At 35.9% G+C, this 23,713-nt stretch carries 21 protein-coding genes and 2 pseudogenes; all 23 read left to right on the top strand.

What is annotated here, in order from left to right:
• Window positions 1-510 precede the first annotated feature (510 nt).
• The 23 genes and pseudogenes from CAO17_RS12360 to CAO17_RS12250 all read left to right on the top strand — a co-directional run bounded on the left by CAO17_RS12360 (window position 511) and on the right by CAO17_RS12250 (window position 23,704).
• On the top strand, window positions 511-2,178 hold the full coding sequence (locus CAO17_RS12360) for a sigma-54 interaction domain-containing protein (protein ID WP_085993049.1): 1,668 nt from the start codon (window positions 511-513) through the stop codon (window positions 2,176-2,178).
• Window positions 2,179-2,194: 16 nt separating this feature from the next.
• The gene (locus CAO17_RS12355; RefSeq protein ID WP_085993048.1) at window positions 2,195-3,103 is read left to right on the top strand and encodes a ketopantoate reductase family protein; all 909 of its coding nucleotides are present in this window, start codon (window positions 2,195-2,197) and stop codon (window positions 3,101-3,103) included.
• 401 nt (window positions 3,104-3,504) lie between these two features.
• Window positions 3,505-4,653, top strand: a complete 1,149-nt coding sequence (locus tag CAO17_RS12350; protein ID WP_085993047.1) for an acyl-CoA dehydrogenase family protein — start codon at window positions 3,505-3,507, stop codon at window positions 4,651-4,653.
• A gap of 69 nt (window positions 4,654-4,722) precedes the next feature.
• Complete coding sequence (locus tag CAO17_RS12345; RefSeq protein WP_085993046.1) at window positions 4,723-6,687, top strand: TRAP transporter permease; 1,965 nt, start codon at window positions 4,723-4,725, stop codon at window positions 6,685-6,687.
• A 15-nt stretch (window positions 6,688-6,702) separates the two neighbouring features.
• Window positions 6,703-7,716, top strand: coding sequence for a TAXI family TRAP transporter solute-binding subunit (locus CAO17_RS12340; protein ID WP_085993045.1), 1,014 nt, complete (start codon window positions 6,703-6,705; stop codon window positions 7,714-7,716).
• 21 nt (window positions 7,717-7,737) lie between these two features.
• A complete protein-coding gene (locus tag CAO17_RS12335; RefSeq protein ID WP_085993044.1) occupies window positions 7,738-9,336 on the top strand; it encodes a long-chain-fatty-acid--CoA ligase in 1,599 nt (532 codons plus the stop codon).
• Window positions 9,337-9,712 (top strand): annotated as a pseudogene (locus tag CAO17_RS21690) (3-hydroxyacyl-CoA dehydrogenase family protein); the annotation flags it as partial. It lies immediately after the preceding gene.
• A pseudogene (locus CAO17_RS12325) lies at window positions 9,704-10,745 on the top strand (acyl-CoA dehydrogenase family protein); the annotation flags it as partial. The pseudogenes CAO17_RS21690 and CAO17_RS12325, both read left to right, overlap by 9 nt.
• Before the next feature lie 16 nt (window positions 10,746-10,761).
• The gene (locus CAO17_RS12320; RefSeq protein WP_085993042.1) at window positions 10,762-11,946 is read left to right on the top strand and encodes a thiolase family protein; all 1,185 of its coding nucleotides are present in this window, start codon (window positions 10,762-10,764) and stop codon (window positions 11,944-11,946) included.
• A 40-nt stretch (window positions 11,947-11,986) separates the two neighbouring features.
• A complete protein-coding gene (locus CAO17_RS12315) occupies window positions 11,987-12,391 on the top strand; it encodes an enoyl-CoA hydratase/isomerase family protein (RefSeq protein ID WP_245831836.1) in 405 nt (134 codons plus the stop codon).
• 131 nt (window positions 12,392-12,522) lie between these two features.
• Window positions 12,523-12,702 (top strand): hypothetical protein, encoded by a 180-nt coding sequence (locus CAO17_RS20745; protein ID WP_143833755.1) that lies wholly within the window; start codon window positions 12,523-12,525, stop codon window positions 12,700-12,702.
• Window positions 12,703-12,727: 25 nt separating this feature from the next.
• On the top strand, window positions 12,728-13,501 hold the full coding sequence (locus CAO17_RS12305) for an SDR family oxidoreductase (RefSeq protein ID WP_085993040.1): 774 nt from the start codon (window positions 12,728-12,730) through the stop codon (window positions 13,499-13,501).
• 177 nt (window positions 13,502-13,678) lie between these two features.
• Window positions 13,679-15,262, top strand: coding sequence for a long-chain-fatty-acid--CoA ligase (locus CAO17_RS12300; protein ID WP_085993039.1), 1,584 nt, complete (start codon window positions 13,679-13,681; stop codon window positions 15,260-15,262).
• Between the two features lie 82 nt (window positions 15,263-15,344).
• Complete coding sequence (locus CAO17_RS12295) at window positions 15,345-16,523, top strand: acyl-CoA dehydrogenase family protein (RefSeq protein ID WP_085993038.1); 1,179 nt, start codon at window positions 15,345-15,347, stop codon at window positions 16,521-16,523.
• Window positions 16,524-16,546: 23 nt separating this feature from the next.
• On the top strand, window positions 16,547-17,311 hold the full coding sequence (fabG, locus tag CAO17_RS12290) for a 3-oxoacyl-ACP reductase FabG (protein ID WP_085993037.1): 765 nt from the start codon (window positions 16,547-16,549) through the stop codon (window positions 17,309-17,311).
• Between the two features lie 36 nt (window positions 17,312-17,347).
• Window positions 17,348-17,797: a MaoC family dehydratase N-terminal domain-containing protein gene (locus CAO17_RS12285; RefSeq protein ID WP_085993036.1), complete on the top strand. Its 450-nt coding sequence runs from the start codon at window positions 17,348-17,350 to the stop codon at window positions 17,795-17,797.
• A complete protein-coding gene (locus CAO17_RS12280; RefSeq protein WP_085993035.1) occupies window positions 17,794-18,195 on the top strand; it encodes a MaoC/PaaZ C-terminal domain-containing protein in 402 nt (133 codons plus the stop codon). The genes CAO17_RS12285 and CAO17_RS12280 overlap by 4 nt, the downstream gene beginning before the upstream one ends.
• 79 nt (window positions 18,196-18,274) lie before the next feature.
• Entirely contained in the window at window positions 18,275-19,480 is a 1,206-nt protein-coding gene (locus CAO17_RS12275) for an acyl-CoA dehydrogenase (RefSeq protein WP_085993034.1), read from the top strand.
• 20 nt (window positions 19,481-19,500) lie between these two features.
• Complete coding sequence (locus tag CAO17_RS12270; protein ID WP_085993033.1) at window positions 19,501-20,274, top strand: SDR family oxidoreductase; 774 nt, start codon at window positions 19,501-19,503, stop codon at window positions 20,272-20,274.
• A gap of 37 nt (window positions 20,275-20,311) precedes the next feature.
• Complete coding sequence (locus CAO17_RS12265; protein WP_085993032.1) at window positions 20,312-21,481, top strand: thiolase family protein; 1,170 nt, start codon at window positions 20,312-20,314, stop codon at window positions 21,479-21,481.
• Between the two features lie 89 nt (window positions 21,482-21,570).
• Window positions 21,571-22,143, top strand: a complete 573-nt coding sequence (locus CAO17_RS12260; RefSeq protein ID WP_085993031.1) for a TetR/AcrR family transcriptional regulator — start codon at window positions 21,571-21,573, stop codon at window positions 22,141-22,143.
• 57 nt (window positions 22,144-22,200) lie between these two features.
• On the top strand, window positions 22,201-22,617 hold the full coding sequence (locus CAO17_RS12255) for an acyl-CoA thioesterase (RefSeq protein WP_085993030.1): 417 nt from the start codon (window positions 22,201-22,203) through the stop codon (window positions 22,615-22,617).
• 28 nt (window positions 22,618-22,645) lie between these two features.
• Window positions 22,646-23,704, top strand: coding sequence for a phosphotransferase family protein (locus CAO17_RS12250; RefSeq protein ID WP_085993029.1), 1,059 nt, complete (start codon window positions 22,646-22,648; stop codon window positions 23,702-23,704).
• Window positions 23,705-23,713: the final 9 nt, after the last annotated feature.

Genomic DNA, 23,713 nt, shown 5'->3' with positions numbered 1-23,713 from the left:
GAGAGCAAAACCACATCTCTACATAGGATAGTTTCTGGAAATTTTTCAAAGTAGTGTGTAATAAGAGATTTCGCAAAGGATATATTCGGTGAAGGATACTATTTACTTTTAACAATGAATATGGAAGTAATATAATAACTATCCCAAAAGGTTAAATTAATAAAGATAAGAAGGATGAAAACGAGAAGTATATGTATGTTTTTATGGTGTATTAAATCTAGCCTTTGTGTTTGTCCCTAATGAAGGATTGTGGAAAGTTTATTAATATTGTAGGATATTCGACCAGGGCTGGTGATAGAAATTTAATAGTTTCTAGCGCTGCAAGACATGGAATGATTAGTTTTTTTAAAACCCCCAGCGAAAAAAGTTCAGAGAAAAAATATCCAGTGTAAAAAGATTTCAATCGTGATGACTGATTAAGGGGATTTTGAAATTGTATTGGTTATGATTTTTTGGTAAAACCCGAATGATGGAAATAGAAAAACTTCTGGAGGTGGGTATGAAATTAATATGAAGATAAAAGAAGAGATCAGATTACCGTATATTATCATTAATGTCGATAATATCATTGTCTCCCATAATAGTCTTATGAAATCTATTTTTGATGATGTAAATATAGGAACTAACATAAGCGATATATTTTCTGATTGGGAGCTATACTCTGACTCCAAATTTATCCATGCTGAATATAATGATCGTGCTTTTGTGTTTATTAAAAGTATATGTAATAACTCAAAGGAAATTTTATTACTTGGGATAGAAACAAATGAATTATCTAATCTAGCAAAAGAAAATAAAAACCTAAAAAGTCTAAACCGAGAACTAGATGCAATTATCGAAAATTCTTATGATGGAATTTATATTACCGATAATAAGGGAACAACTTTAAAGACTAATTCTGCGATTGAAAGAATTACGAGTATACCAAAGGATTATTATATTGGAAAGAATGTTAACGATCTTATTAAAAGAGGAATACTTAAAAATTCTGTAACGAATAAAGTTTTGGAATATAAACGTACTGTTTCTGTCGTACAAAAGAATTACGCAGGTAATGAAACAATTTTAACAGGTAGTCCCGTCTTTAATGAAGAGGGTGAAATTGACAAAGTTGTAACGAATATACGAGATTTATCGGATTTAAACGAGCTACAAACGGAATTAGCAAAAGTGAATAAATTAAATGATAAATATAAGAAGGAGTTAAACCGACTAAAAAATAATCCAGATCAATCAAAAGGTATCATTACCAAAAGTGATCAGATGAAAATGATATACGATACAGCCCAAAGAATAGCAAATATTGATGCGACCGTGCTTATACTCGGTGAAACTGGTGTTGGAAAAGATGTGTTAGCTAATTATATATTTACAAATAGTAAGAGGTCGAAAGGCGGTGAGTTCATAAAAGTGAACTGTGGTGCCATACCTCCTGAGTTACTTGAATCAGAACTATTTGGGTATGAAAAAGGTGCTTTTACAGGAGCTAATAGTAAGGGAAAACCAGGATTATTTGAACTGGCTGATAAAGGTATTCTTTTTCTGGATGAGATTGGAGAATTACCTATAGCTTTACAAGTAAAATTGTTACGTGTATTGCAAGAAGGGGAGATTCAAAAAATCGGTGGAACCAAGCCTAAAAAAATAGATGTCCGAATTATAACAGCTACTAATCAGGATTTACAAAAAATGGTAGGAGACGGAGAATTCCGAGAAGACTTATATTATCGATTGAATGTTATACCAATTAAAATTCCCCCACTAAGGGAAAGGAGATCTGATATACTTTCATTGGTACAATTATTCTTAAATCAAGTAAATGATAAATATAACTTAAGTAAGGAAATAGATTATGAGATGAAAGAATTCTTCCTAACCTATGATTGGCCAGGAAATATAAGAGAACTTTCAAATCTAATTGAAAGACTAGTAGTTACTACACGTGATGATTTCATTCGAACAGATAACCTTCCATTAGAATATCTACATACAAATAATGCTCCATTAAATAAGATTGTTTCTCTTAAAGATGCAGTGGAAATCGCTGAAAAAAATGTTATTTCTTTAGCAGCTGAAAAATATAATAATACTTACGAAATTGCAGAAGCGTTAGATACAAGTCAACCAACTATAGTAAGGAAACTAAAGAAGTACAACATTAATATAAGTAGTAATTGAGTAGAGGGGGTATAAAATGAAAATTGGAATTGTAGGTGCAGGTGCAGTTGGAAGTTATTTTGGTGCTTTACTACAAAAATTTGGTCATCACGTGACATTTCTAGCAAGGGGAAAACATTTAGCTGCAATGCAGGAGAATGGTTTATTAGTAAAACGGGAGGAAGGTACATTTACAATTAAGGGTACATTTACAGATAATCCGAATGACCTTTCAGAATCAGAATTGATTTTATTCTGTGTTAAATCAAATGATACAAAACAGGTGGCCGAGCAGTTACTCCCTATTTTAAATGATAATGCTAAAATATTAACCATGCAAAATGGGGTGGATAACGAGGAAGTATTAACTGAAGTTTTTGATTCGAGTCGTATCTTTTCTTGCGCAACATATGTGCAAATTAAAATTGAAGAACCTGGAATTGTCAAGCAACAAGGAAGAGTAAAATTAGTTATTGGAGAAATAGATCATTTGGAAAGAAATACATGTTCAACGATTGTTGAAACTTTACAAAAGACAGGCATTGATACTAAACACACTGGAAATATTTTAGAAAAAAAGTGGAGGAAATTTCTTTGGAATATAACTTTTAATCCTTTATCAGCTATCACTACTGCTACCATAGGGGAGATATTAGATGATAAACATTTACGAAAAACTGCTGAATCAGTGTGTAGTGAAGCAATGAATGTTGCCTCAAAAATGGGAATCACCTTAGATAAAAACAGAACTTTAGAAACTACCTTTTCAAACGCGGAAAGAGCTAAATCGCATAAAACTTCCATGCTACAGGATAGACTGAATGGAAAACCAATGGAGGTAGAATCAATGTGTGGATATGTTATAAGAAAAAGCCAGAGGATAAATGTTTCAGTGCCTACTATCCGAACATTGTATAGTATTTTAAACTATCTAAATCAAAACTAATAATTGTTGGGGTGGTTTTTCTAATGGAGAATGGGATTCGTTACAAGTTGTATCTTTAATTATTTTAAATATTGAAAGATAATTTTCAATATACCTACTCAAAATGAATTAATGAACTTTTGTTTTAATAGGCAATTCATATTTGAATTATTGATTCAAATATGAATTGCCTATTTTCCTTATGATGGGCTTCTATTTGATTCAATTTTGATTCAATTTTTAGATTATAAATTATTTAAATAATATTTAGTTAATTTCAATCCCCCATTGAAATAAATAATAAGCAAGGAATAACGGGGGATTGGCTTGGTTTATTTAATCTTTTACTATACACTTTTTAAAAGTTGGCATGACTCTTGCTACATAAATAGTGAACATATAATTTAAAGGAGGAATTTTAGATGACAGTAACCGTAACGGACGAACTTCAACAAATGAAAACAATGATTAAGAACTTTGTGGATAATGAAGTGGATCCATATGCTCAGCAAATTGAGGATGAAGATAAAATACCACAGCACCTCATCGAAAAGGCAAAAGAATTAGGTTTGTTTGGAATTAGCATTCCTGAAGAGTATGGTGGAATTGGATTAAATTCTGTAGGAAAGGCTGTCGTGCTCCAACAATTAGGGAGAACACATAATGGATTTGTTTCTTTAATAAGTGCCCATACAGGAATTGGAAGTACAGGAATTGTAAAGCTTGGATCTGATGATTTAAAACAGAAGTATTTACCAGACATGGCGTCGGGAAAGAAAATTGGTGCATTTGCATTGTCGGAGCCTGGTGCTGGTTCAGATGCTACTAATTTATCAACACAAGCTAAAAAGAAAGGTGATCATTGGGTTTTAAATGGAACTAAACATTTTATTACAAATGCACCTGTAGCTGACGTGTTTACAGTATTTGCTGTAACGGATAAACAAAAAGGTGCTAAAGGCGGAATTACCGCATTTTTAGTAGAAAGAGATTTCCCAGGTCTTATCATTGGCAAAAAAGATAAAAAGATGGGACTAAGAGGATCATATACGGCCCAAGTTATCTTTGAAGATTGTATTGTTCCAAGAGAGAATGTTATTGGTGAAGTTGGAATGGGTTATATGAATGCTTTAAGGATTCTTGGTGAAGGTCGAGTTGGGTTAGCTGCTCGAGCTGTCGGGTCTTGTGATAAGCTAATCGAGATTTCAGCAAGTTATGCCAAGGAACGTATTCAATTCGGAAGGCCTATTGCAAATAATCAAGCTATTCAATGGATGTTAGCTGATATGGCAACGGAAACTGAAGCTGCTCGTACATTAACGATGATGGCTGCAGAAAAAGTTGATTCTGGTGAGAAAGTAATAAAAGAAGCTGCCATGACGAAATTATTTGCTTCCGAGGTATTTAATAAAGTAGCGGATAAGGCTGTGCAAATTCATGGTGGAATCGGTTATATTGGCGAGTATCCTGTTGAACGTTTTTATCGTGACGCTAGAATCACTAAAATTTATGAAGGTACAAATGAGATTCAACGCCTAATTATTGCTCGTAGGATTTTAGACGAGAATTAAGATGAATCGTTAGAAAAAAGAAGCTTTGTATTGAAAGCGTTATCAAAATAAAGGAAATGAGGTGAATAAATGGTAGCTCAAACAGGTAATACAGGCAAAATAGATACAACAATAAAAGAAAAACCAGCTTACGTAGAACAGTTATGGAAGGAAAGAAAAGAAAAGTGGAATGTCTCAAGGTTACTAATACTAATAATATCTTTGTTAGCAATTGGGTTATCCGTTTTTCATATTTATACTGCTGGATTCGGTACATTGTCTTCATGGCAGCAAAGAAGTGTTCACGTCTTATGGGCTGTACTATTAATCTTTTTTCTCTTTCCGTTTAGAAAAGGGAAGGAGTTTGGGATTATTGATATACTAATTGTTTTGATTACAATTGTAACGGCTGGTTATATGATGTTTAATGCAGAAGGAATTCAATCCAGACAGGGAAATATAGGATCTAATGATGTTATATTCGGAACTATATTCATAGCATTGATTCTAGAAGCAACAAGACGAACCAATGGAATTTTAATGGCTTTCATCGGTGTGTTCTTTTTAACCTATATTCTTTTTGGTCAATATTTTCCTGGTGCATTAGCACATCCAGGGATTAGGTATGAAAAGATGATTGACCATATGTTTAGTGGAACGTTAGGTATATTTAGTGAACCAATTTATGTAAGTTCCACAGTGTTAATACTTTTCGTTATTTTTGGATCTTTCTTAATGAGATCAGGCGGTGGTCAATTTTTTACAGATTTTGCCTTCGGATTTTTTGGTAATAAAACGGGGGGACCTGCATTATCAGCAGTAGGTTCTAGTGCGTTAGTAGCAACAATTACAGGTAATGGTGCTGCTAATGCTGCAATAACAGGTTCATTTACGATTCCATTAATGAAAAAACTAGGATATAGTAAGAGGTTTTCTGCTGCAGTTGAAGCGGTTGCTTCACAAGGTGGCCAAATTATGCCACCCATTATGGGTGCGTCAGTATTCATCATGGCAGAAACGCTTGGTATACCTTATATCCAACTTGCCTTATATGCTCTAATTCCAGCTACTATTTATTTCTTTGTTGCTGGAATGGTTGTATATTTTCATGCGAAGCGTATGGAAATGATTGGTATTCCTAAGGAACAATTGCCAAGTGTTCGGAAGGTTTTACTAAAACAAGGTTATCTATTTTTATCATTATTAATTATTATTGGATTAATGGTCTATGGATTTAGTCCAATGAAAGCAGGTTTTTATGCGATACTTGCCGCCATCGCTTTAAGTTGGATTCGTAAAGCTACTCGTATGAATTTCCTTGATATATTAGCAGCATTAGAGGATGGGGCTAGAAGTGCTTTATCCGTAATAGCTGCTTGTGCAACAGCTGGTATTATTGTAGGGGCGGTTTCATTAACAGGATTAGGTATTACTTTTTCACGATTCGTAATTGATTTAGCAGGTGGAAACTTGCTATTACTATTGATTCTAGTTGCTGCAGCCTCAATTATTATGGGAATGGGTATGCCGACGGTATCAGCTTATGTCATTCTTGCTGTGCTTGGTGCACCTGCATTAATTCAACTAGGAGTTAATGAGGTTGCTGCTCATATGTTCGTATTTTACTTTGGTGTGTTGTCAGGTTTAACTCCACCTGTTGCCATAACAGCATATACTACAGCTGGGATAGCTGGGTCGGATCCTCTCAGAACAGCCGTTTATGCTATTAAAATAGGACTAGGTGGTTTCTTTGTACCATTTATTTTTGCATACAATCCTGTGTTGGTAATGCAGGGAGGAAATACAACTGAAATGGTGATTGCAATTGCAAGTGCTTTCCTAAGTTGTGTTTTCTTAGCCGGTGCACTAGAGGATTACTTTTTGGGACAACTTGGATTAGTTAAAAGAATTCTAATGTTAATTAGTGCGATTTTACTTATTACACCAGGTCTTTATGGAGATTTAATAGGTTTGGTTTTAGTTATCGCTTTAATTATTTGGCAGAAGAAATTTAATACGATAGATATTAATGAAACGACACAAAAAACGGGATAAGGAAGAGGTGTTCCTATGAAAAAAATGTTAATTTGTAGTTTTATGATTTTGGTTATGGTGGCTTTAGCAGCGTGTGGGGACAATGAGGCATCTAGTAATTCAAGTGATAAACCGTCGGCACCTGATAAATTCTTGACAATTGGTTCTGGACCAATGGGATCGGGATGGTATCCAATTACAACAACAATGACGGAACTTTATTCAACTGAGTTTAATAATTTAAATGCCACACAACTTGAAGGAGGCTCAACGGCGAATTTAAAATCTCTTAAAGTCGGGGATATTCAAATGGGGCTAAACTATACGACTGATTTTAATGCAGCACTTCAAGGTGGAGAGGGTTTTGAAGAACCAATTGAAAATATTGCAGCTTTTGGTTCTTTATACCCCGTGTATCAAACGATAGCAACTTCGGCTGATAATGATGATATTAATTCAATAAAGGATATCTTAGATAAGCATATTTTTCTTGGACCAAAAGGTGGCGGAGGGCCTGTTGGGTTTTGGAATATGATGGAGGAATATGGTATTGATGAAAAATCCATTGTTGATGCTGGTGGGCAAATATCTTATGGAAACTATTCAGATGGTGCCTCTATGCTTAAAGATAATAATGTAGACGTTTTCCTTGGAGGTGGTGCTCCATATGTACCTGCTTTACAAGAAATGGAAATAACGCAACCAATCAAAATATTACCTATTGATCAGAATGAATTGGAAAGTATTGAAGAAAAAGGATACGGAATCACTGCAGGTGCACTACCAGGAGGAACTTATAAGGGAATCGAGGAAGATGTGCCAACATATGTAATGGAGACGATGATTACAGTCAGAAAGGATTTAGACGAAGAGTATGTTTATAATCTGACAAAAATATTCTGGGAAAACTTAGAAACTTTCGAAAAGCAAGTTCCAGATAGAGCAAAAGACTTTAGCTTGGATACGGTACTAAATGGTATTGACCCAGAAACATTACACCCTGGTGCAAAGCGATATTACGAAGAAGTTGGTGTACTAGATAATCAATGAACTTAGAAAGGGGGGATTACAGTGGAAGATTTAAAAGAGCGTAGATGGTATAACGCCTACCCAAGGGATGTGAAAAAAGAGTTTGAAATACCCGAAGTATCTTTATATTACCTGTTAGAAAAGACAACAGAAAGATTAGGTAATAATACCGCTATAATACAGGAAAACACAGAAATAACGTATCAAGAGTTAAAAGAAAAGGTGGATCGGTTAGCGGGTGCTTGGAGTAAATTGGGACTAAAAAAGGGTCATAGAATTGGGTTAATGGTATCTAACCATCCTTTTTATATCATTTCCTACTATGCTGCTATGAGGTTAGGTTTAATTGTTGTTCAAATTAACCCCCGCTATACTGCTAGAGAACTTATACAAATCGTTAATGATTCTGAAGCTAGTTATATAGTAGTAGAAGCAGATAATATCGATACGGTTTATCAGTTAAATGGTCTATATTCATTTGACCAAATATTTGTTATCGATTCTAAGAGTGATAATTATCAGTCTATTAATAAAATAGTGGAACTGAATGAACCGATTGAAGTAGAAGTTCCGATTCAGGCAAAAGAGGACGTTGCGGTTATTCAATATACTGGGGGAACTTCAGGTGTCATGAAAGGTGCTATGCTCACCCACTATAATCTGGTTGCTAATGTATATCAGAGCCATGCTATGTATGGAAAAAAGATGGAGTTTGGCAATGAAATAGTATTAACAGCAACACCACTTTATCATGTATATGCAATGACTAGTAGTATGAATCTTGGAATATACTTAGGGGCAACTAACTTACTTATAAAAAAGTTTGATGTCATAAAGGTGCTTGAAATAATCAAAAAGTATCAACCAACTTTTTTTCCTGGTGTCCCGAAAATGTATAACGCCTTTGTTAATCAGAGAAATGCAGAGGAATATGGTCTTAGTAGTTTGAGGTTTTGTTCCAGTGGATCAGCCCCACTACCATTTGAGGTAATTCGAAAGTTTGAAAACCTATCTGGAGCCGTAATTGGAGAAGGGTTTGGATTATCAGAAGCATCTCCATCAACACATAGAAACCCACCAAGTGGTATTCGCAAAGTAGGGAGTGTTGGAATCCCTTTCCCAAATACAGATTGTAAAATTGTAGATGAGGAAAATACGGAACTTCCTGTTGGGTATGTTGGAGAGTTAATTATTAAAGGTCCACAGATTATGAAAGGATACTGGAATAATAAAGAAGAAACAAAAAATGCATTAAGAAATGGTTGGTTGTATACCGGTGATTTAGCGAGACAGGATGAGGATGGCTATTTCTATATTGTTGGAAGAAAAAAAGAAATGATTATTAACGGGGGATTTAATGTTTATCCTCAGGAAGTGGAGAACGTTTTATATGAACATCCGGACATTAAGGAATGTGCGGTGGTTGGAATCCCTGATCCAGAAAAGGGAGAAATCGTAAAGGCATACATTGCTCCTATAGATGGAGTAACAATTGACTTTGAAGAAGTAAGAGGTTTTTGTTACCGAAGTCTTACACCATATAAGGTACCTAAACAGTTCGAGATTATTGATGAATTACCTAGGAATACGGTAGGGAAAATACTAAAACGGGTTTTAATTGATAAGGAAAAATCAAAGTAGATTAGGAGGATTATTGAATCTCTTTGCATAGAGGAAACTGTTAAGGATGCTGATATTGTCATCGAAGCTGTTTCAGAAATAATGGACCTTAAGGTTAAAATATTTAAAAAACTTGATAAATATGCGCCAAAACATGCAATTATAGCAACAAATACATTCAACAATGAGTCTTACAGAAATTGCAGCGCAGACTAGTAGGCCTAATCAGTGTATTGCGCTTCATTTCTTTAATCCAGTGAATATGGTTAAGGAGGGCGCTGGATCAGTCGAGGATATCGACAAAGCGTTGAAGCTAGGGTTAAATCATCCTATAGGACCATTAGAACTTGCTGATTTAGTAGGTTTAGATACAAGACTTCGAAATAGGGATTTTGTTCAGACGGAAGTAGAATAAATAGCAATGCAGATTGAAAAAGAAGATAAAATACCAGAACAGAACGAATCATTGGAATGGCAAAAAGTGGGATTATTTGGCTTAAGTATCCCTGAGGAATATGGCGGATTAGGAAAAGGTTTGGTTGGAAAATGTGCTTTATATGAAGAAATCGGAGCAACACATAATGGATTTACCACTCTTATTGGCGCACCTACAGGGTATTGGAACAGCTGGTATTGTAGAGATGGGAAATGAGGAACAAAAACAAAAGTACCTTCCAGATTTAGCTAGTTGAAAAAAATAGGAACGTTTCTACTTACTGAACCAAGTGCTGCTTCAAATGCTAGTAATCTAAAAACTACCGCTCTTAGACAAGGAGACAAGTATATTCTAAATGGGACGAAGCATTACATTATAAATGCAACGGAGGCAGATGTATTTACAGTAATGGCTGTGACTGATCCGAGTAAAGGGGCAAGAGGAATAACGTCTTTTATCATAGAAAAGGATTTTCCAGGCTCATGGAAGACTGTGAGGTACCAGTTGAAACTATCTTAGGTGAAGAGGGGCAAAGTTATATCAATGCTTTCAAAATTTTGGCTAATGGTCGTGCGGGTTTGGCTGCAAGAAACCTAGGATCTAGCCAAAAACTATTAGATTTATCAACACAATATGCTTTGGAACGTCAACAGTCCGGGCTTCCAATTATTGATCATCAGGCAGTAGCACATATGCTTTCGGAAATGGCAGTTGATATTGAAGCATTAAGGTCCTTTACTTATCGAGTTGCATGGATGGTTGATGAAGGACAGAAAGTTATTCAAGAAGCAGCAATACTAAAACTATATGGTTCAGAAGTTTACAACAGGGTAGCAGATAAATCAGTACAGGTACATGGCGGAATTGGGTATATTTCCGATTTCCCAATTGAAAGATTTTTTAGGGATGACGTATTACAAGAATTTATGAAGGTATATCAGAAATTCAGAAGAATATTATTGCTGGTCAGTTAAAGAAAGAATATAGCAAATAAGAGGGGATGAACGAACTTGAAGGAAAATATTGTCATTGTTAGTGCGGTTAGAACACCAATTGGAGCATATGGTGGTTCATTAAAGGAAATTGAATCTGGTCATCTTGCTGCTATTTCAATCAAGGAAGCAATTAATCGAGCTGGTATATCCTCTGAACAAGTAGACGAAGTGATAATGGGTGAGGTTCGACAAACGACTGAATCCTCTAATATTGCTAGAGTTGCAGCTTTACGTGCAGGGGTGCCAGAAGAAGCAACAGCTTATACAGTCAATCGACTTTGTGCCTCTGGTATGCAAGCGTTAGCATCAGGTGTTCAACAAATTTTATTTAATCAAGCAGATATTATTGTTGCCGGTGGTACGGAGAGTATGAGTCGTTCCCCGCTTTATCTACGAGATGCTAGATTTGGAGGGGATAAACCAATTTTAGTGGATGGAAATACAGAAGCTGGACAACAACCAAAAGAGATTTATGGAGAAAATCTAGGAATGGGTATAACCGCAGAGAATGTGGCAGAAAGGTACCGAATATCCAGAGAGGATCAAGATGCTTTTGCCATTGAAAGTCAAAGAAGAGCAAGTATAGCAATTGAAAAAGGTCGTTTTAAAGAAGAAATTGTTCCTGTAGAAGTGAAGGAACGGAAAAAAACATTCACATTTGAACAAGATGAACATCCACGTCCAAATACGACAATTGAAAAACTTGCCAAACTAAAACCTGCATTTAAAGAAAATGGAACCGTTACTGCCGGGAATGCTTGTGGGAGAAATGATGGAGCTTCTGCTTTAGTTCTTATGAAAGAAACCAAAGCAGAAGCTCTAGGACTAAAACCTCTAGCACGTATTGTTGAGTGGACAACTGCAGGTGTTTCACCAGAAATTATGGGTATTGGACCAGTACCAGCTGTTAAAAAACTATTAGACAGAACTGGTAAACAGTTACTAGATATCGATTTAATAGAATTAAATGAAGCATTCGCATCCCAGTCGCTTGCTGTAATCAGGGAATTGGGACTAGACCATGACAAAGTGAATGTTAACGGTGGTGCAATTGCTCTTGGGCATCCTATAGGAGCTAGTGGTGCAAGAATTATTACAACGTTATTACATGAACTTATAAAGCGTAAACAACAATATGGTATTGCAACACTATGTGCTGGCGGTGGACAGGGAATGGCTATTATGATTGAACGAGTTTAATATAATTTCTGAATAAATTTCAAATAGAGGAGTGTTCATGATGTACGAAAATATTGAATTAATTACGAAAAATAGACTTGGGATGATAAGGATTAATCGGCCTGAAGTGAGAAATGCACTAAACCAAGATACATTGGATGACATAGTGAGCGCACTTGGGCGTTTATCGGATAATGATGAAGTTGGCTGTGTAGTTTTTACAGGAAAAGGTGAAAAATCCTTTGCGGCAGGAGCGGATATAAAAAAGTTAAGAGAAAAATCAGCCTTTGACGCACTAAACCCAAATGGGATGCAAAATGTATACGACTTAATAGAAAACTATGATAAACCAACCATTGCTGCAGTTAATGGATTTGCTTTAGGAGGTGGCTGTGAATTGGCTATGGCATGCGATATTCGTGTTGCATCTAGCAACGCTAAATTCGGTCTCCCAGAATTGACTTGATTAATGCTGGTAAAGGACCAGTAACAATACTTCCTCACTCTTCATTTTTTGATAGTTCATTATCTTTTGCAATGATGCGTGGGGACATTTGGATGCGACAGTAATAGGCGCTTTGTAAGTTGCAGATAACGGTGAAAGAGAGAGTGGATACAATTGGTACGGAGTACGCTGTTTTCAAAATACATGATAATAGATTAAATTTAGTAGAAAAGGTTGAAGAGATATTTATGGATGAATTAAAAAAGATAACACCAGTTGATTATCAGATTACTGAGGACTTAAAATATCGAAATCGCGAGAAAGTTATTTAAATTTTAAAAAACGAGGTGGATTTTAATGAAAGTAAAAGAACTGTTTGACTTAAAAGATAAAGTTGCATTGATTACAGGAGGAGGGCGAGGACTCGGTCAACAGATAGCAGAAGTATATGCTGAAATGGGAGGTAACTTGGCAATTTGCTCAAGAAAAAAAGAAAACTGCGATAAAACAGCAGAAATGTTAGCTAAGGAATATGGCATAAAGGCGAAAGGGTATGCGTTAGATGTAACGAATGAGGTTCAAGTGAAAGAAATGGTAGGTGAAGTTCTAGAAGATTTTGGCAAAATTGATATTCTAGTTAATAATAGTGGAGCAACTTGGGGAGCTCCAGTTGAGGAAATGCCGCTTGAAGCTTGGAATAAAGTAATGAATGTCAATGTGACGGGTACATTTCTATTAAGTAAGGAAGTTGGAAAGCATATGATTGAACGTAATTATGGAAAAATTATCAATATCGCTTCAGCTGCAGGGTTAACGGTAAGACCACCGGAAATTACAAACACCATTGGTTATACAACGAGCAAAGCAGCCGTCATTCATTTTACAAAAGATTTAGCTATTAAGTGGGCGAGGCATAATATTTATGTTAATTCGATTGCTCCAGGAATGTTTAGAACGAAAATGACAAAGGGGACATTGGATCAGAAGGAAGACAATGTATTAGAAACCATCCCGTTAAGGAAAATTGGGGATGAAAATATGTTAAAAGGTGCTGCAATATATCTAGCATCTCAAGCAAGTGATTTTGTGACTGGTACAGTGTTGAGTGTTGATGGTGGAAGTACTTTATAGGGTCTTTGCTGAGCTCGAATTATTACAAAAGTGATTGTAAAAAAATGTATTGCATTTATTTTGATATCTGTTATAATCGGATTGAATATTTAGAATATAATAACTATTCGGTGTGTAGTTTAGAGTCGGAAATTGTTATAAATTACCTATATATTTGATACGAAAGAAGGGATTTACATGGAAAGACCTTGGCTAGATTATGTCGCGAAAGGAAATCCAACTGAAATTGACATCCCTGAAGTTTCATTGCCTCAACTATTTAACGAATCTGTTCGTAAATATCCTAATCATCAGGCCGTCACTTTTTTAGGAAAAACATATTCATATAAACAACTAGAGCAATTGATAAAAAATGTGGCAAGTTCACTTTATAATATTGGGATTCAAAAAGGTGACAGGGTAGCATTAATGTTACCTAATTGCCCGCAATATGTTATAAGCTATTATGCGGCACTTTCAATTGGAGCAACCGTTGTTCAAGTTAACCCGATGTATAAATCATCCGAGTTATTACATGTATTAAATGATTCAGAAGCCGAAGTAATTATCGTATTAGATAATTTAGTTTCAGCGGTTAAAGAAGTGGAAAGTAATACATCCTTATCTACAATCATTAATGTATCGATTGAAAGCGATTCCAGATTCAATACACTCACGAAAGAAAAAGGCATACCAACTCCCATAGTTGAAATTAACCCAAGAGAAGATGTAGCTGTATTACAATATACTGGTGGGACAACAGGACGTTCTAAAGGAGCAATGCTAACGCATTATAACTTAGTTGCTAATACATTACAAAGTTACGCAACTTCAGCAATTAAGATGAAATTAGGGGAAGAACGAATGCTTACTATTTCACCTTTATTTCATGTTTACGGAATGACCAGCTGTATGAACCTTACATTTTATACGGGTGGGAATTTAATATTAGTTCCTAAATTTGATGTGGAATTAGTCGTAAAGGTGATTGAACAAGCAAAGCCTACCATTTTCCCTGGTGTTCCGACTATGTTTATTTCACTACTAAACTACTATAAAGAAAAGAAATTTGATTTGAGTAGCTTAAGGACTTGTACAAGTGGATCTGCACCGTTACCAGTAGAAATTCTTAATCAATTTAATGATACTAGTGGAACAAAAGTATCGGAGGGTTTTGGACTATCGGAAGCTTCCCCCGTCACTCACCGTAATCCTATTACAGGGATACAAAAGCCTGGAAGTATCGGTATTCCAATACCAAATACAGATGCAAAAATAGTTGATTCTATAAATGGGGAAGAACCTATGCCGGTTGGTGAAGTTGGGGAATTAGTAATAAAGGGGCCGCAAGTTATGAAGGGATATTGGAATATGCCCGAGGAGACCAATCAAGTACTACGTGATGGCTGGCTTTATACAGGGGATTTAGCAAAAATGGATCAAGATGGCTTCTTTTATATAGTAGGTAGAAAAAAAGAAATGATTATTGCCAGTGGGTTTAATGTTTATCCGATTGAAATAGAAGATGTTATCTATACACATCCGAAAGTTTTAGAAGCGGCTGTTATTGGAATCCCAGATAAATATCGCGGAGAGACGGTGAAAGCAGTTGTTGTTCTTAAAGAAAATGAAATGCTTAGCGAAAAAGAATTAGTGGATTTTTGCCGAGATAGGTTAGCTACGTATAAGGTACCGCATTCTGTAGAGTTTGTAAAAGAGTTACCTAAAACGACGGTTGGGAAAATATTAAAAAGAAGATTAACAGAACAATATCAAAATTAATTTTTTTAAACTAAACATACTGACTAGTAGGTATTTAAAATGAGATAGTTTCATATAAATAGATGAAAAGGAGAGATTGTCCATGTACTTACGTTTAACTGAGGAACAAAAAATGGTTCAGGAAACAATTCGAAAATTTGTTGAAAAAGAATTAATCCCACTTGAAAATGATGTACTTCGAAATGAAAGAGAAGGGAAACTAAGTTTGCCAAAAGAGAAGCAAGAAGAACTAACACTAAAGGCAAAAGAGGCAGGCTTTTGGGGGATTAATACACCTGAAGAATATGGTGGAGCAGACCTTGGGCAAATGATGCAAGCTATCGTTTCCATGGAAGTGGCTAAGACATTTGTACCCTTTAAGTTCGGGGGTTCAGCAGATAATATACTATATTATGGGAATGATGAACAAAAAGAAAAATACTTAATACCGACCATAAATGGAGATAAAAAATCATGTTTTGCCATGACGGAACCAGGAGCTGGATCAGATACAAGAAATATTAAAATGACTGCAGTTAAAGACGGTGATGAGTGGATTCTAAATGGTGAAAAGACATTTATAACTGGAGGAAATGAGGCGGATTTCACCATGGTTATTGCAATTACTGATAAGGACCTTCATCAGAATTCAAAAGGTAGAGAAGGGGTTACTTGTTTTATAGCTGATCGAGACATGGGGTGGAAATCTGAATATATTCATACGATGGGTGAATGGGGACCTGCTAGTTTAATTTTTGAAAATGTTCGTGTTCCTGAAGAGAATATCTTAGGGGAACTACATAAGGGTTATAACCTTGGATTAGAATGGATTGGTTTTGCAAGGTGGATTGTTGGAGCGCGTGCAGTTGGTTCAGCAGAGCGTTTACTGCAAATGGCTATTGATTACGCAAATGAACGAGAAACATTTGGTAAACCAATTGCAGATAGGCAAGCTATTCAGTGGCAAATAGCTGATTCTGCAGTTGAAATTGAAGCTGCAAAATGGTTAGTGTTAAATGCTGCATTTACACTTGATCAAGGAGAAGATAATCGTCACTTAGCTTCAATGGCTAAATTATATGGTGCAAATATTGGAAATAATGTAATCGATCGTGTCCTACAAATTCATGGTGGAATGGGTTATACAAGAGAATTGCCAATTGAGCGTTGGTACCGAGAGGCAAGATTATGGAGAATTTATGATGGTACAGATGAAATTCAGCGTTTAATTATTTCTAGAAATCTATTAAAAGGTAATGTAAAAATCGGTCAATATATTTAAATTTATTTTAGGAGGGATTACAAATGTCAGGAAAGTTTAATGGTAGAGTAGCTTTTATCACAGGCGGTAGTCGAGGTATTGGAAAAGGAGTTGCACTTAGATTGGCTGAAGAAGGTGCAAAGGTTGCGGTTATAGATATTAATGAAGAGGCACTAAATGAGGTACAGACTGAATTTACTGAGAAAGGATATGAAATTTATACGAAAAAGGCAGATGTAGTCAATGCAGAAGAAGTAGAAGCAGTAGTACAAGAAGTTGTTTCAACTTATGGAGCGATTGACATATTGGTGAATAATGCAGGTATTATTCGGGATAATATGTTATTCAAAATGACGGATAGTGACTGGCAACAGGTAATGGATGTTCATTTAAAAGGGTCCTTTAATGCTGCGCGTGCGGTCCAAAAATACATGGTAGATCAAAAGTATGGTCGCATCATTAATATTTCTTCTACATCTGCCCTAGGCAATCGAGGTCAAGCAAACTATGCTACAGCAAAAGCTGGATTGCAAGGATTTACAAAAACTCTAGCTATTGAGCTAGGTAAATTTGGGATTACTTCAAACTCTGTAGCACCGGGATTTATTGAAACCGAGATGACAAAGGCTACTGCAGAGAGAGTAGGCGTTGATTTTAGTGAATTTGTAAAATTTAATGTTAGTAAAATTCCAGTAGCTAGAAGTGGAAAACCAGAGGATATCGCAAATGCAGTTGCATTTTTCGCTGATGAGAAGTCTTCCTTTGTTAATGGTCAGGTTATCTATGTTGCAGGGGGACCAAAGGCTTAACATTTACCTATTTAAATACTGAAGGGAGAGGTGTTAATGTTTGAAGAAATTGTTGGTAGGAAGTCCAAAAAAGTAAAAAATATAGTAGAAAGAGGCCTTGTAAAACGTTTTGCAGAATCTATTGGTGACCTGCATCCTATATTCATAGACGAGAAAAAAGGAAAAGAGTCTAGGTATGGTGAGAATATTGCACCACCAACATTTCCCCGTATTTTTAATTATGGGGAAGTAGAGGGGCTTACTCTTCCTAAAAAAGGATTAATTCATGGTGAACAAACCTATCATTATGAAAGACCACTATTGGTAGGTGAGGAAGTATATTGTTATACAGAAGTGAAAGATTACTTTGAGAAATCAGGTAATAATGGTTTAATGGGATTTTTATTAACAAGAAGATATGGTGAGGATAGGGAAGGAAATTTGATTTTTACTGAAGGATCTACTGTCATAATTAATGAGGCTGTAAGGGAGGCGATGAAAGTATGAAACAAAGTGTAGTTGAGTTTAATACGGGCGATTCACTAGAAGTTATACTTGAACCTGTATCTAGAATGGATTTAATTAAGTACTCAGGAGCCTCAGGAGACTTTAATCCAATTCATACTATAGATGAAGAAGCTATAAAAGCGGGTTTGCCTGGTATTATAGCTCATGGAATGTGGACAATGGGGAATTTGGCCAAGCTCTTTACACCATATTACGAAGAAGGATTTATTCAGGACTTTAAGATTAGATTTGCTGGAATGGTTTTTCTAAACGATGTGATTAAACTTAAAGCTATTTTAGAAGAAGATACAGAAGAGTTTTCTGATTTTATAGTTAAAGCCGTTAATCAAAATGATAAAGAGGTCATTAAAGGAAATATAAGATTTTTGAAATATTAATTCACAATAATTATCATTAGGGTCTGTTTCTTTGGAAAAGAGACGGATCCTGTTAATAAGAGATGGGGGAGTATAACACATGAATTTTGAATATTCGGATAGGGTAATGGAATATCAGAAAGAGATAACTGCATTTATGGAAGAATACATTTATCCTAATGAGAGTACATACGCGGAACAGATAGATAAAAATGACCACTTTTCTAGCGTGCCACCTATTATCGAGGAATTAAAAGAAAAAGCAAAAGACAAGGGACTTTGGAATTTATTTTTGCCTGAAAGTGAATGTGGTACAGGGCTTTCTAATTTAGAATATGCACCTTTATGCGAAATCATGGGGAGGTCAAGTATTGCGCCAGAGGTTTTTAATTGTGCTGCGCCAGACACTGGTAATATGGAAGTTTTAGTTCGGTATGGTACTGAAGAGCAAAAGAATAAATGGTTACAACCATTATTGGATGGAGAAATTCGTTCCTGTTTTTCTATGACTGAGCCAGGTGTTGCCTCATCAGATGCAACCAACATTGAGGCTAGTATTGTTCGGGATGGAGATGAATATATCATTAATGGAACAAAATGGTGGTCATCTGGGGCTAATGATCCACGTTGTAAAATCGCGATTGTTATGGGGAAAAACGACCCGAATGCACCAAAGTATAATCAACAATCGATGATACTTGTCCCGATTGATACACCAGGTGTTACAATCAAACGCGCAATACCTGTTTTTGGTTATGACCATGCCCCACATGGCCATGCCGAAATTGAATATAACAATGTGAGAGTACCTGCTTCAAATATGTTATTGGGAGAAGGTAGAGGATTTGAGATAGCACAAGGAAGGCTGGGACCAGGAAGAATACATCATTGTATGAGAACAATTGGAGCTGCAGAAAGAGCGTTGGAAATATTATGTGATCGGGTAGAGTCCCGAGAAGCATTCGGGAAAAAATTGGCTGAACAAGGAGTCGTCCAGGAGTGGATAGCGGATTCAAGAATAGAGATTGAACAAGCAAGATTACTTACACTTAAGGCTGCTTACATGATGGATACAGTTGGAAATAAAGAGGCGAAGTCAGAGATCTCTATGATTAAAGTGGTTGCACCAAATATGGCATTACGGGTAATTGATCGGACTATTCAAGCATTGGGAGGTGCAGGGGTGAGTGATGATTTCCCACTCGCTGCAAGTTATGCCAATGTACGCACGTTAAGGTTAGCAGATGGGCCAGATGAAGTTCATCGAAGAACGGTTGCGAGACAGGAATTAAAAAAATATCGGTAAAACATAGGAGGAACCAAAATATGCATGTGAAGGAACTATTTGATCTTACTGGGAAAACTGCTATTGTTACTGGTGGTGGACGCGGCCTTGGTGAACAAATAGCTGAAGGGTTTGCTGAATCTGGTGCTAATATAGTTGTTTGTTCAAGAAAAAAAGAAAATTGCCAGGAAGTTAGTGAGAAATTGCAATCACTTGGAGTAAAGACACTAGCCTTAAAATGTGATGTAACAGACCCTGATGATATTAAAGATGTAGTTAAAAAGACTGTAGAGGAATTTGGGAGAATTGATATTCTCGTTAATAATAGCGGTGCTTCATGGGGAGCAACTGTTGATGAAATGCCTTTAGAGGCCTTTCAAAAGGTATTGAATGTGAATGTAGTAGGAACATTTTTGATGTCACAGGCAGTTGGTAAAGTGATGACAGAACAAAAACATGGGAAGATTATTAACATAGCTTCCGTTGCTGGATTAAAAGGTTCAAACCCTGAATATATGGATGCGATTGGTTATAACACTAGTAAAGGTGGGGTCATCTCGTTTACAAGAGACTTAGCTGTGAAATGGGGGCCAAGGGGGATTTATGTTAACGCTATCGCTCCTGGTTTTTTTCCAACAAAAATGTCAAAAGTTCTTATTGAAAAAGGCGGAGATAAAATGCTTGAAGGTACGCCATTACGTAAGTTTGGAACGGAGAATGATTTAAAGGGTCTAGCATTATTTTTAGCTGCCCCTGCTTCAGATTTTGTTACAGGTGAAACTATTGTAGTAGATGGTGGTGCAAGTGCTATGTAGTAGTTTTATCAAACATAAAAAGGGAGTGGATGTATTTATGAAAAGAGATGCAGTGATTGTATCAGCAGTTCGAACACCTATAGCCAGACAGGGAGGGGCATTAGCGACAGTGCCGGCACATATTTTTGGTGCAGAGGTTATTAAAGAAGCAGTTAAACGAGTAAATATTGACCCCAATTCTATTAATGACGTGATTATGGGAAATGTTTTAAGTGGTGGAGGGAATATTGCTAGATTAACAGCATTACAGTCTGGATTATCTACTAATTTACCTGGCCTCACAGTTGACCGTCAATGTGGCTCAGGTATTAATGCGGTTGTTCTAGCGGCACAAGCAATTCAGTCAGGCGCAGGGGACATTTATGTTGCAGGAGGAGTGGAAAGTATGAGCCGTGCACCATATCTCATGGATCGTGCGGAGCGGCCATATAGCCCTTCCCCACCAAAATTTCGCAAGTCACAATTATCACCAAAAGAAATAGGGAATCCACCAATGGGTATTACAGCAGAAAATCTAGTGAGTAAATATGACATTAGTAGAGAAGAACAAGATGAATTTGCATTTAGAAGTCAACAAAAAATGGCTAAAGCAATGGAGGAAGGGTATTTTGATGAACAAATAGTTCCTATAAAGGTTCCAGTACGTAAAGGAGACCCTATTGTCTTTGAGAAAGATGAGCATCCGCGACCTCAAACAACATTAGAAGTACTATCTAAACTACCCCCAGCTTTTGTGAAAGATGGTTCGGTTACAGCTGGTAGTAGTTCTGGGTTAAATGATGCAGCATCTGCGCTAGTTGTTATGTCGAGAGAAAAAGCAGAAAAATTGGGACTTACACCGTTAGCTACTATTTGTGCTTCGGCAGTTGCTGGCGTCGATCCAAATATTATGGGTATAGGTCCTGTACCAGCTACGAAACAAGTGATGGAAAAATCAGGACTTGATTTAAATGATATGGATATTATAGAACTTAACGAGGCCTTTGCGGCGCAAGTCATTGCATGTGATAGAGAACTATATTTTGATCCGGAGAAAATAAATGTTAATGGTGGTGCGATTGCACATGGGCATCCATTAGGTGCTACAGGGGCAATCTTATTAACAAAAGCAGTATATGAATTAGAACGCATAAATGGAAAATATGCACTTATTACAGCATGTATCGGTGGGGGACAAGGAATAGCGACTATTATTGAACGAGGCTAATAAAGAGTAACACCAAATTTTTAACAATCAAACCACGAGTTAAAATCTGCTATAATGAGATTTATATAAAATGAAGGGAATTTACAAGTATGAGAGAAAAGATTATTCAAACAAGTATTTATTTATTTGATAAAAAGGGGTATAGCGAAACATCCATTCAAGATATTGTTGAAAATATTGGTGTTACAAAAGGAACCTTTTATTATTATTTTAAAAGTAAACAAGAACTACTGCGTGTTATTAATTTAAGTTATATTGAAGGTATTCTTCAAAAACAAGAAATTATTTTAAAAGATTTAACTAAAAATTATAGTGAAAAACTTTATGACATTATCTATATGGTAATTAGCGCAATTAAATCGCAAAGAGAAAGTGCGAGGATTTTTTCCAGAGAAATGCGACATATACATGATTCAGATTTTGAATTAGTTAAAGCAAAACGTGATAAGTTCCGAAAAAATTATCAATTAATGATTGAAGAAGCGATTGCAAAGGGAGAATTTAATAATAATGTCAGAGCAGATATCCTTACATTTGGGATTTTGGGTATTACGAACTGGAGTTATTATTGGTATGACCCGGATGGTGAAGTCTCTGAAGAGGAATTAGCTAATTTTTATATGGAATTGATACTTAATGGAATAGGAAATTTGGAAAACTAATTCTCTATTCCGATATTTGGAAAAATATACTATTTAGTTAGTTAAAGGGAGAGTAATATGACAACAGCTCATGAAATTGAGGTATATATTCGGTTTGCTGAGACAGACGCACTTGGCCATGTGAATAACACGAGTTACTTTTTATACTTTGAAGAAGCTCGTACCAAATTTTTTAAGGAAATTCTTCCAGAAAGAAATAAGAATCTCAGCTTTATATTAGCCTCCATTAAGTGTCAATATTTAAATCAAGCTTTCGCAGGTCAAACATTGAGAGTTTGTACAAATGTATTAAAAGTGGGGACCAAAAGTTTCACGATGAGCCAGACGATTTTATCACCAGATACAGGAATCACTATTGCGGAGGCAGAGGCTGTCACAGTTTGTTTTAATTACTTGGAGCAAAAGACCATATCAATTCCAGAACGTTTGCGATTAAAACTGGAAAATCATTTAATTGTCGGGCCAATTTACTGAATATTCATTCATAAAAGGGTGGGGTAAAATGTCTTTTGATACAATTCCAGTTCGAAAAGGGGAGGAAATAAATCAAAAAGAAATAGAGTCTTTCTTGAGAAGGCATATTAATAATTTGCCGGATAGTCCTTTAACGGTTGAACAATTTAGTGCAGGACGCTCTAATTTAACCTATCTATTGAAAATTGGAGATTGGGAGGCGGTCCTAAGAAGGCCGCCGTTAGGTCCTGTAGCCCCAAAAGCACATGATATGGAAAGAGAATTTACGATATTAAAGGAAATTCATCCACATTATCAAGTAGCGCCAAAGCCTTTCGTTTATGCAGATCAAAGTATTGCTGGGAGCCCATTCTTTGTAATGGAAAGGAAACGTGGCATTGTACTTGATACGGGATTTCCAGAAAATGTTAATGTTACAAAGGAATTAGGCAGGAAAATTTCTGAATTAATGGTTAACGCTTTGGTAGATTTACATCAGGTTGATTATACCAAAACAAAGTTAAAAGATATGACAAAGCCAGAGGGATTTATGGAAAGGCAAGTACATGGTTGGATAAAAAGATATGAGAGGTCTAAAACAGATGATATTGTTGGAATTGAACGATTAAAAAGTTGGCTGATTAGCAATATACCAGACTCTTCTGAATCTACTATTATTCATTATGATTTTAAATTGAATAATTCAATGTTTAATCAAGATATTAGCCGAATCATTGGTGTGTTTGATTGGGAAATGACAACGGTAGGTGACCCATTAGCAGATCTAGCAGCCGCTATGAGCTATTGGACAGAGTCAAATGATTCCGAACTCTTAAAGAGAGAAATGGGTGAAGTACCTATTACTGGCTACCCTGGATTTTTTACACGAGATGAATTTATGGAATACTATTCAAAAAAAAGCGGAAGAGACTTGACTAATATGAACGTTTACTTAACATTTGCATACTTCAAACTAGCTGTTATCTGTCAACAAATTTACTATCGGTGGAAGAAGGGGCAAACAAAGGATGAACGCTTTGCTAATTTAAATGTATATGTAAAAAACTTGATTCAATATGCATTGGAGTTAACACACAAAAGGGCGTAACAGTATAAG

It is taken from the genome of Oceanobacillus senegalensis (genome assembly GCF_900176885.1).
Taxonomy (GTDB): Bacteria; Bacillota; Bacilli; order Bacillales; family Amphibacillaceae; genus Oceanobacillus; species Oceanobacillus senegalensis.
Note: the sequence above shows the minus strand (reverse complement) of the source record. Positions and strands in the feature narration are given on the sequence as shown.

What these genes read in the sequence shown, in the direction of transcription:
- CAO17_RS12360 (WP_085993049.1), top strand. Translation starts at nt 511, where the DNA reads ATGAAGATAAAAGAAGAGATCAGATTACCGTATATTATCATTAATGTC.
- CAO17_RS12355 (WP_085993048.1), top strand. Translation starts at nt 2,195, where the DNA reads ATGAAAATTGGAATTGTAGGTGCAGGTGCAGTTGGAAGTTATTTTGGT.
- CAO17_RS12350 (WP_085993047.1), top strand. Translation starts at nt 3,505, where the DNA reads ATGACAGTAACCGTAACGGACGAACTTCAACAAATGAAAACAATGATT.
- CAO17_RS12345 (WP_085993046.1), top strand. Translation starts at nt 4,723, where the DNA reads ATGGTAGCTCAAACAGGTAATACAGGCAAAATAGATACAACAATAAAA.
- CAO17_RS12340 (WP_085993045.1), top strand. Translation starts at nt 6,703, where the DNA reads ATGAAAAAAATGTTAATTTGTAGTTTTATGATTTTGGTTATGGTGGCT.
- CAO17_RS12315 (WP_245831836.1), top strand. Translation starts at nt 11,987, where the DNA reads ATGTACGAAAATATTGAATTAATTACGAAAAATAGACTTGGGATGATA.
- CAO17_RS12305 (WP_085993040.1), top strand. Translation starts at nt 12,728, where the DNA reads ATGAAAGTAAAAGAACTGTTTGACTTAAAAGATAAAGTTGCATTGATT.
- CAO17_RS12300 (WP_085993039.1), top strand. Translation starts at nt 13,679, where the DNA reads ATGGAAAGACCTTGGCTAGATTATGTCGCGAAAGGAAATCCAACTGAA.
- CAO17_RS12295 (WP_085993038.1), top strand. Translation starts at nt 15,345, where the DNA reads ATGTACTTACGTTTAACTGAGGAACAAAAAATGGTTCAGGAAACAATT.
- fabG (WP_085993037.1), top strand. Translation starts at nt 16,547, where the DNA reads ATGTCAGGAAAGTTTAATGGTAGAGTAGCTTTTATCACAGGCGGTAGT.
- CAO17_RS12285 (WP_085993036.1), top strand. Translation starts at nt 17,348, where the DNA reads ATGTTTGAAGAAATTGTTGGTAGGAAGTCCAAAAAAGTAAAAAATATA.
- CAO17_RS12280 (WP_085993035.1), top strand. Translation starts at nt 17,794, where the DNA reads ATGAAACAAAGTGTAGTTGAGTTTAATACGGGCGATTCACTAGAAGTT.
- CAO17_RS12275 (WP_085993034.1), top strand. Translation starts at nt 18,275, where the DNA reads ATGAATTTTGAATATTCGGATAGGGTAATGGAATATCAGAAAGAGATA.
- CAO17_RS12270 (WP_085993033.1), top strand. Translation starts at nt 19,501, where the DNA reads ATGCATGTGAAGGAACTATTTGATCTTACTGGGAAAACTGCTATTGTT.
- CAO17_RS12265 (WP_085993032.1), top strand. Translation starts at nt 20,312, where the DNA reads ATGAAAAGAGATGCAGTGATTGTATCAGCAGTTCGAACACCTATAGCC.
- CAO17_RS12260 (WP_085993031.1), top strand. Translation starts at nt 21,571, where the DNA reads ATGAGAGAAAAGATTATTCAAACAAGTATTTATTTATTTGATAAAAAG.
- CAO17_RS12255 (WP_085993030.1), top strand. Translation starts at nt 22,201, where the DNA reads ATGACAACAGCTCATGAAATTGAGGTATATATTCGGTTTGCTGAGACA.
- CAO17_RS12250 (WP_085993029.1), top strand. Translation starts at nt 22,646, where the DNA reads ATGTCTTTTGATACAATTCCAGTTCGAAAAGGGGAGGAAATAAATCAA.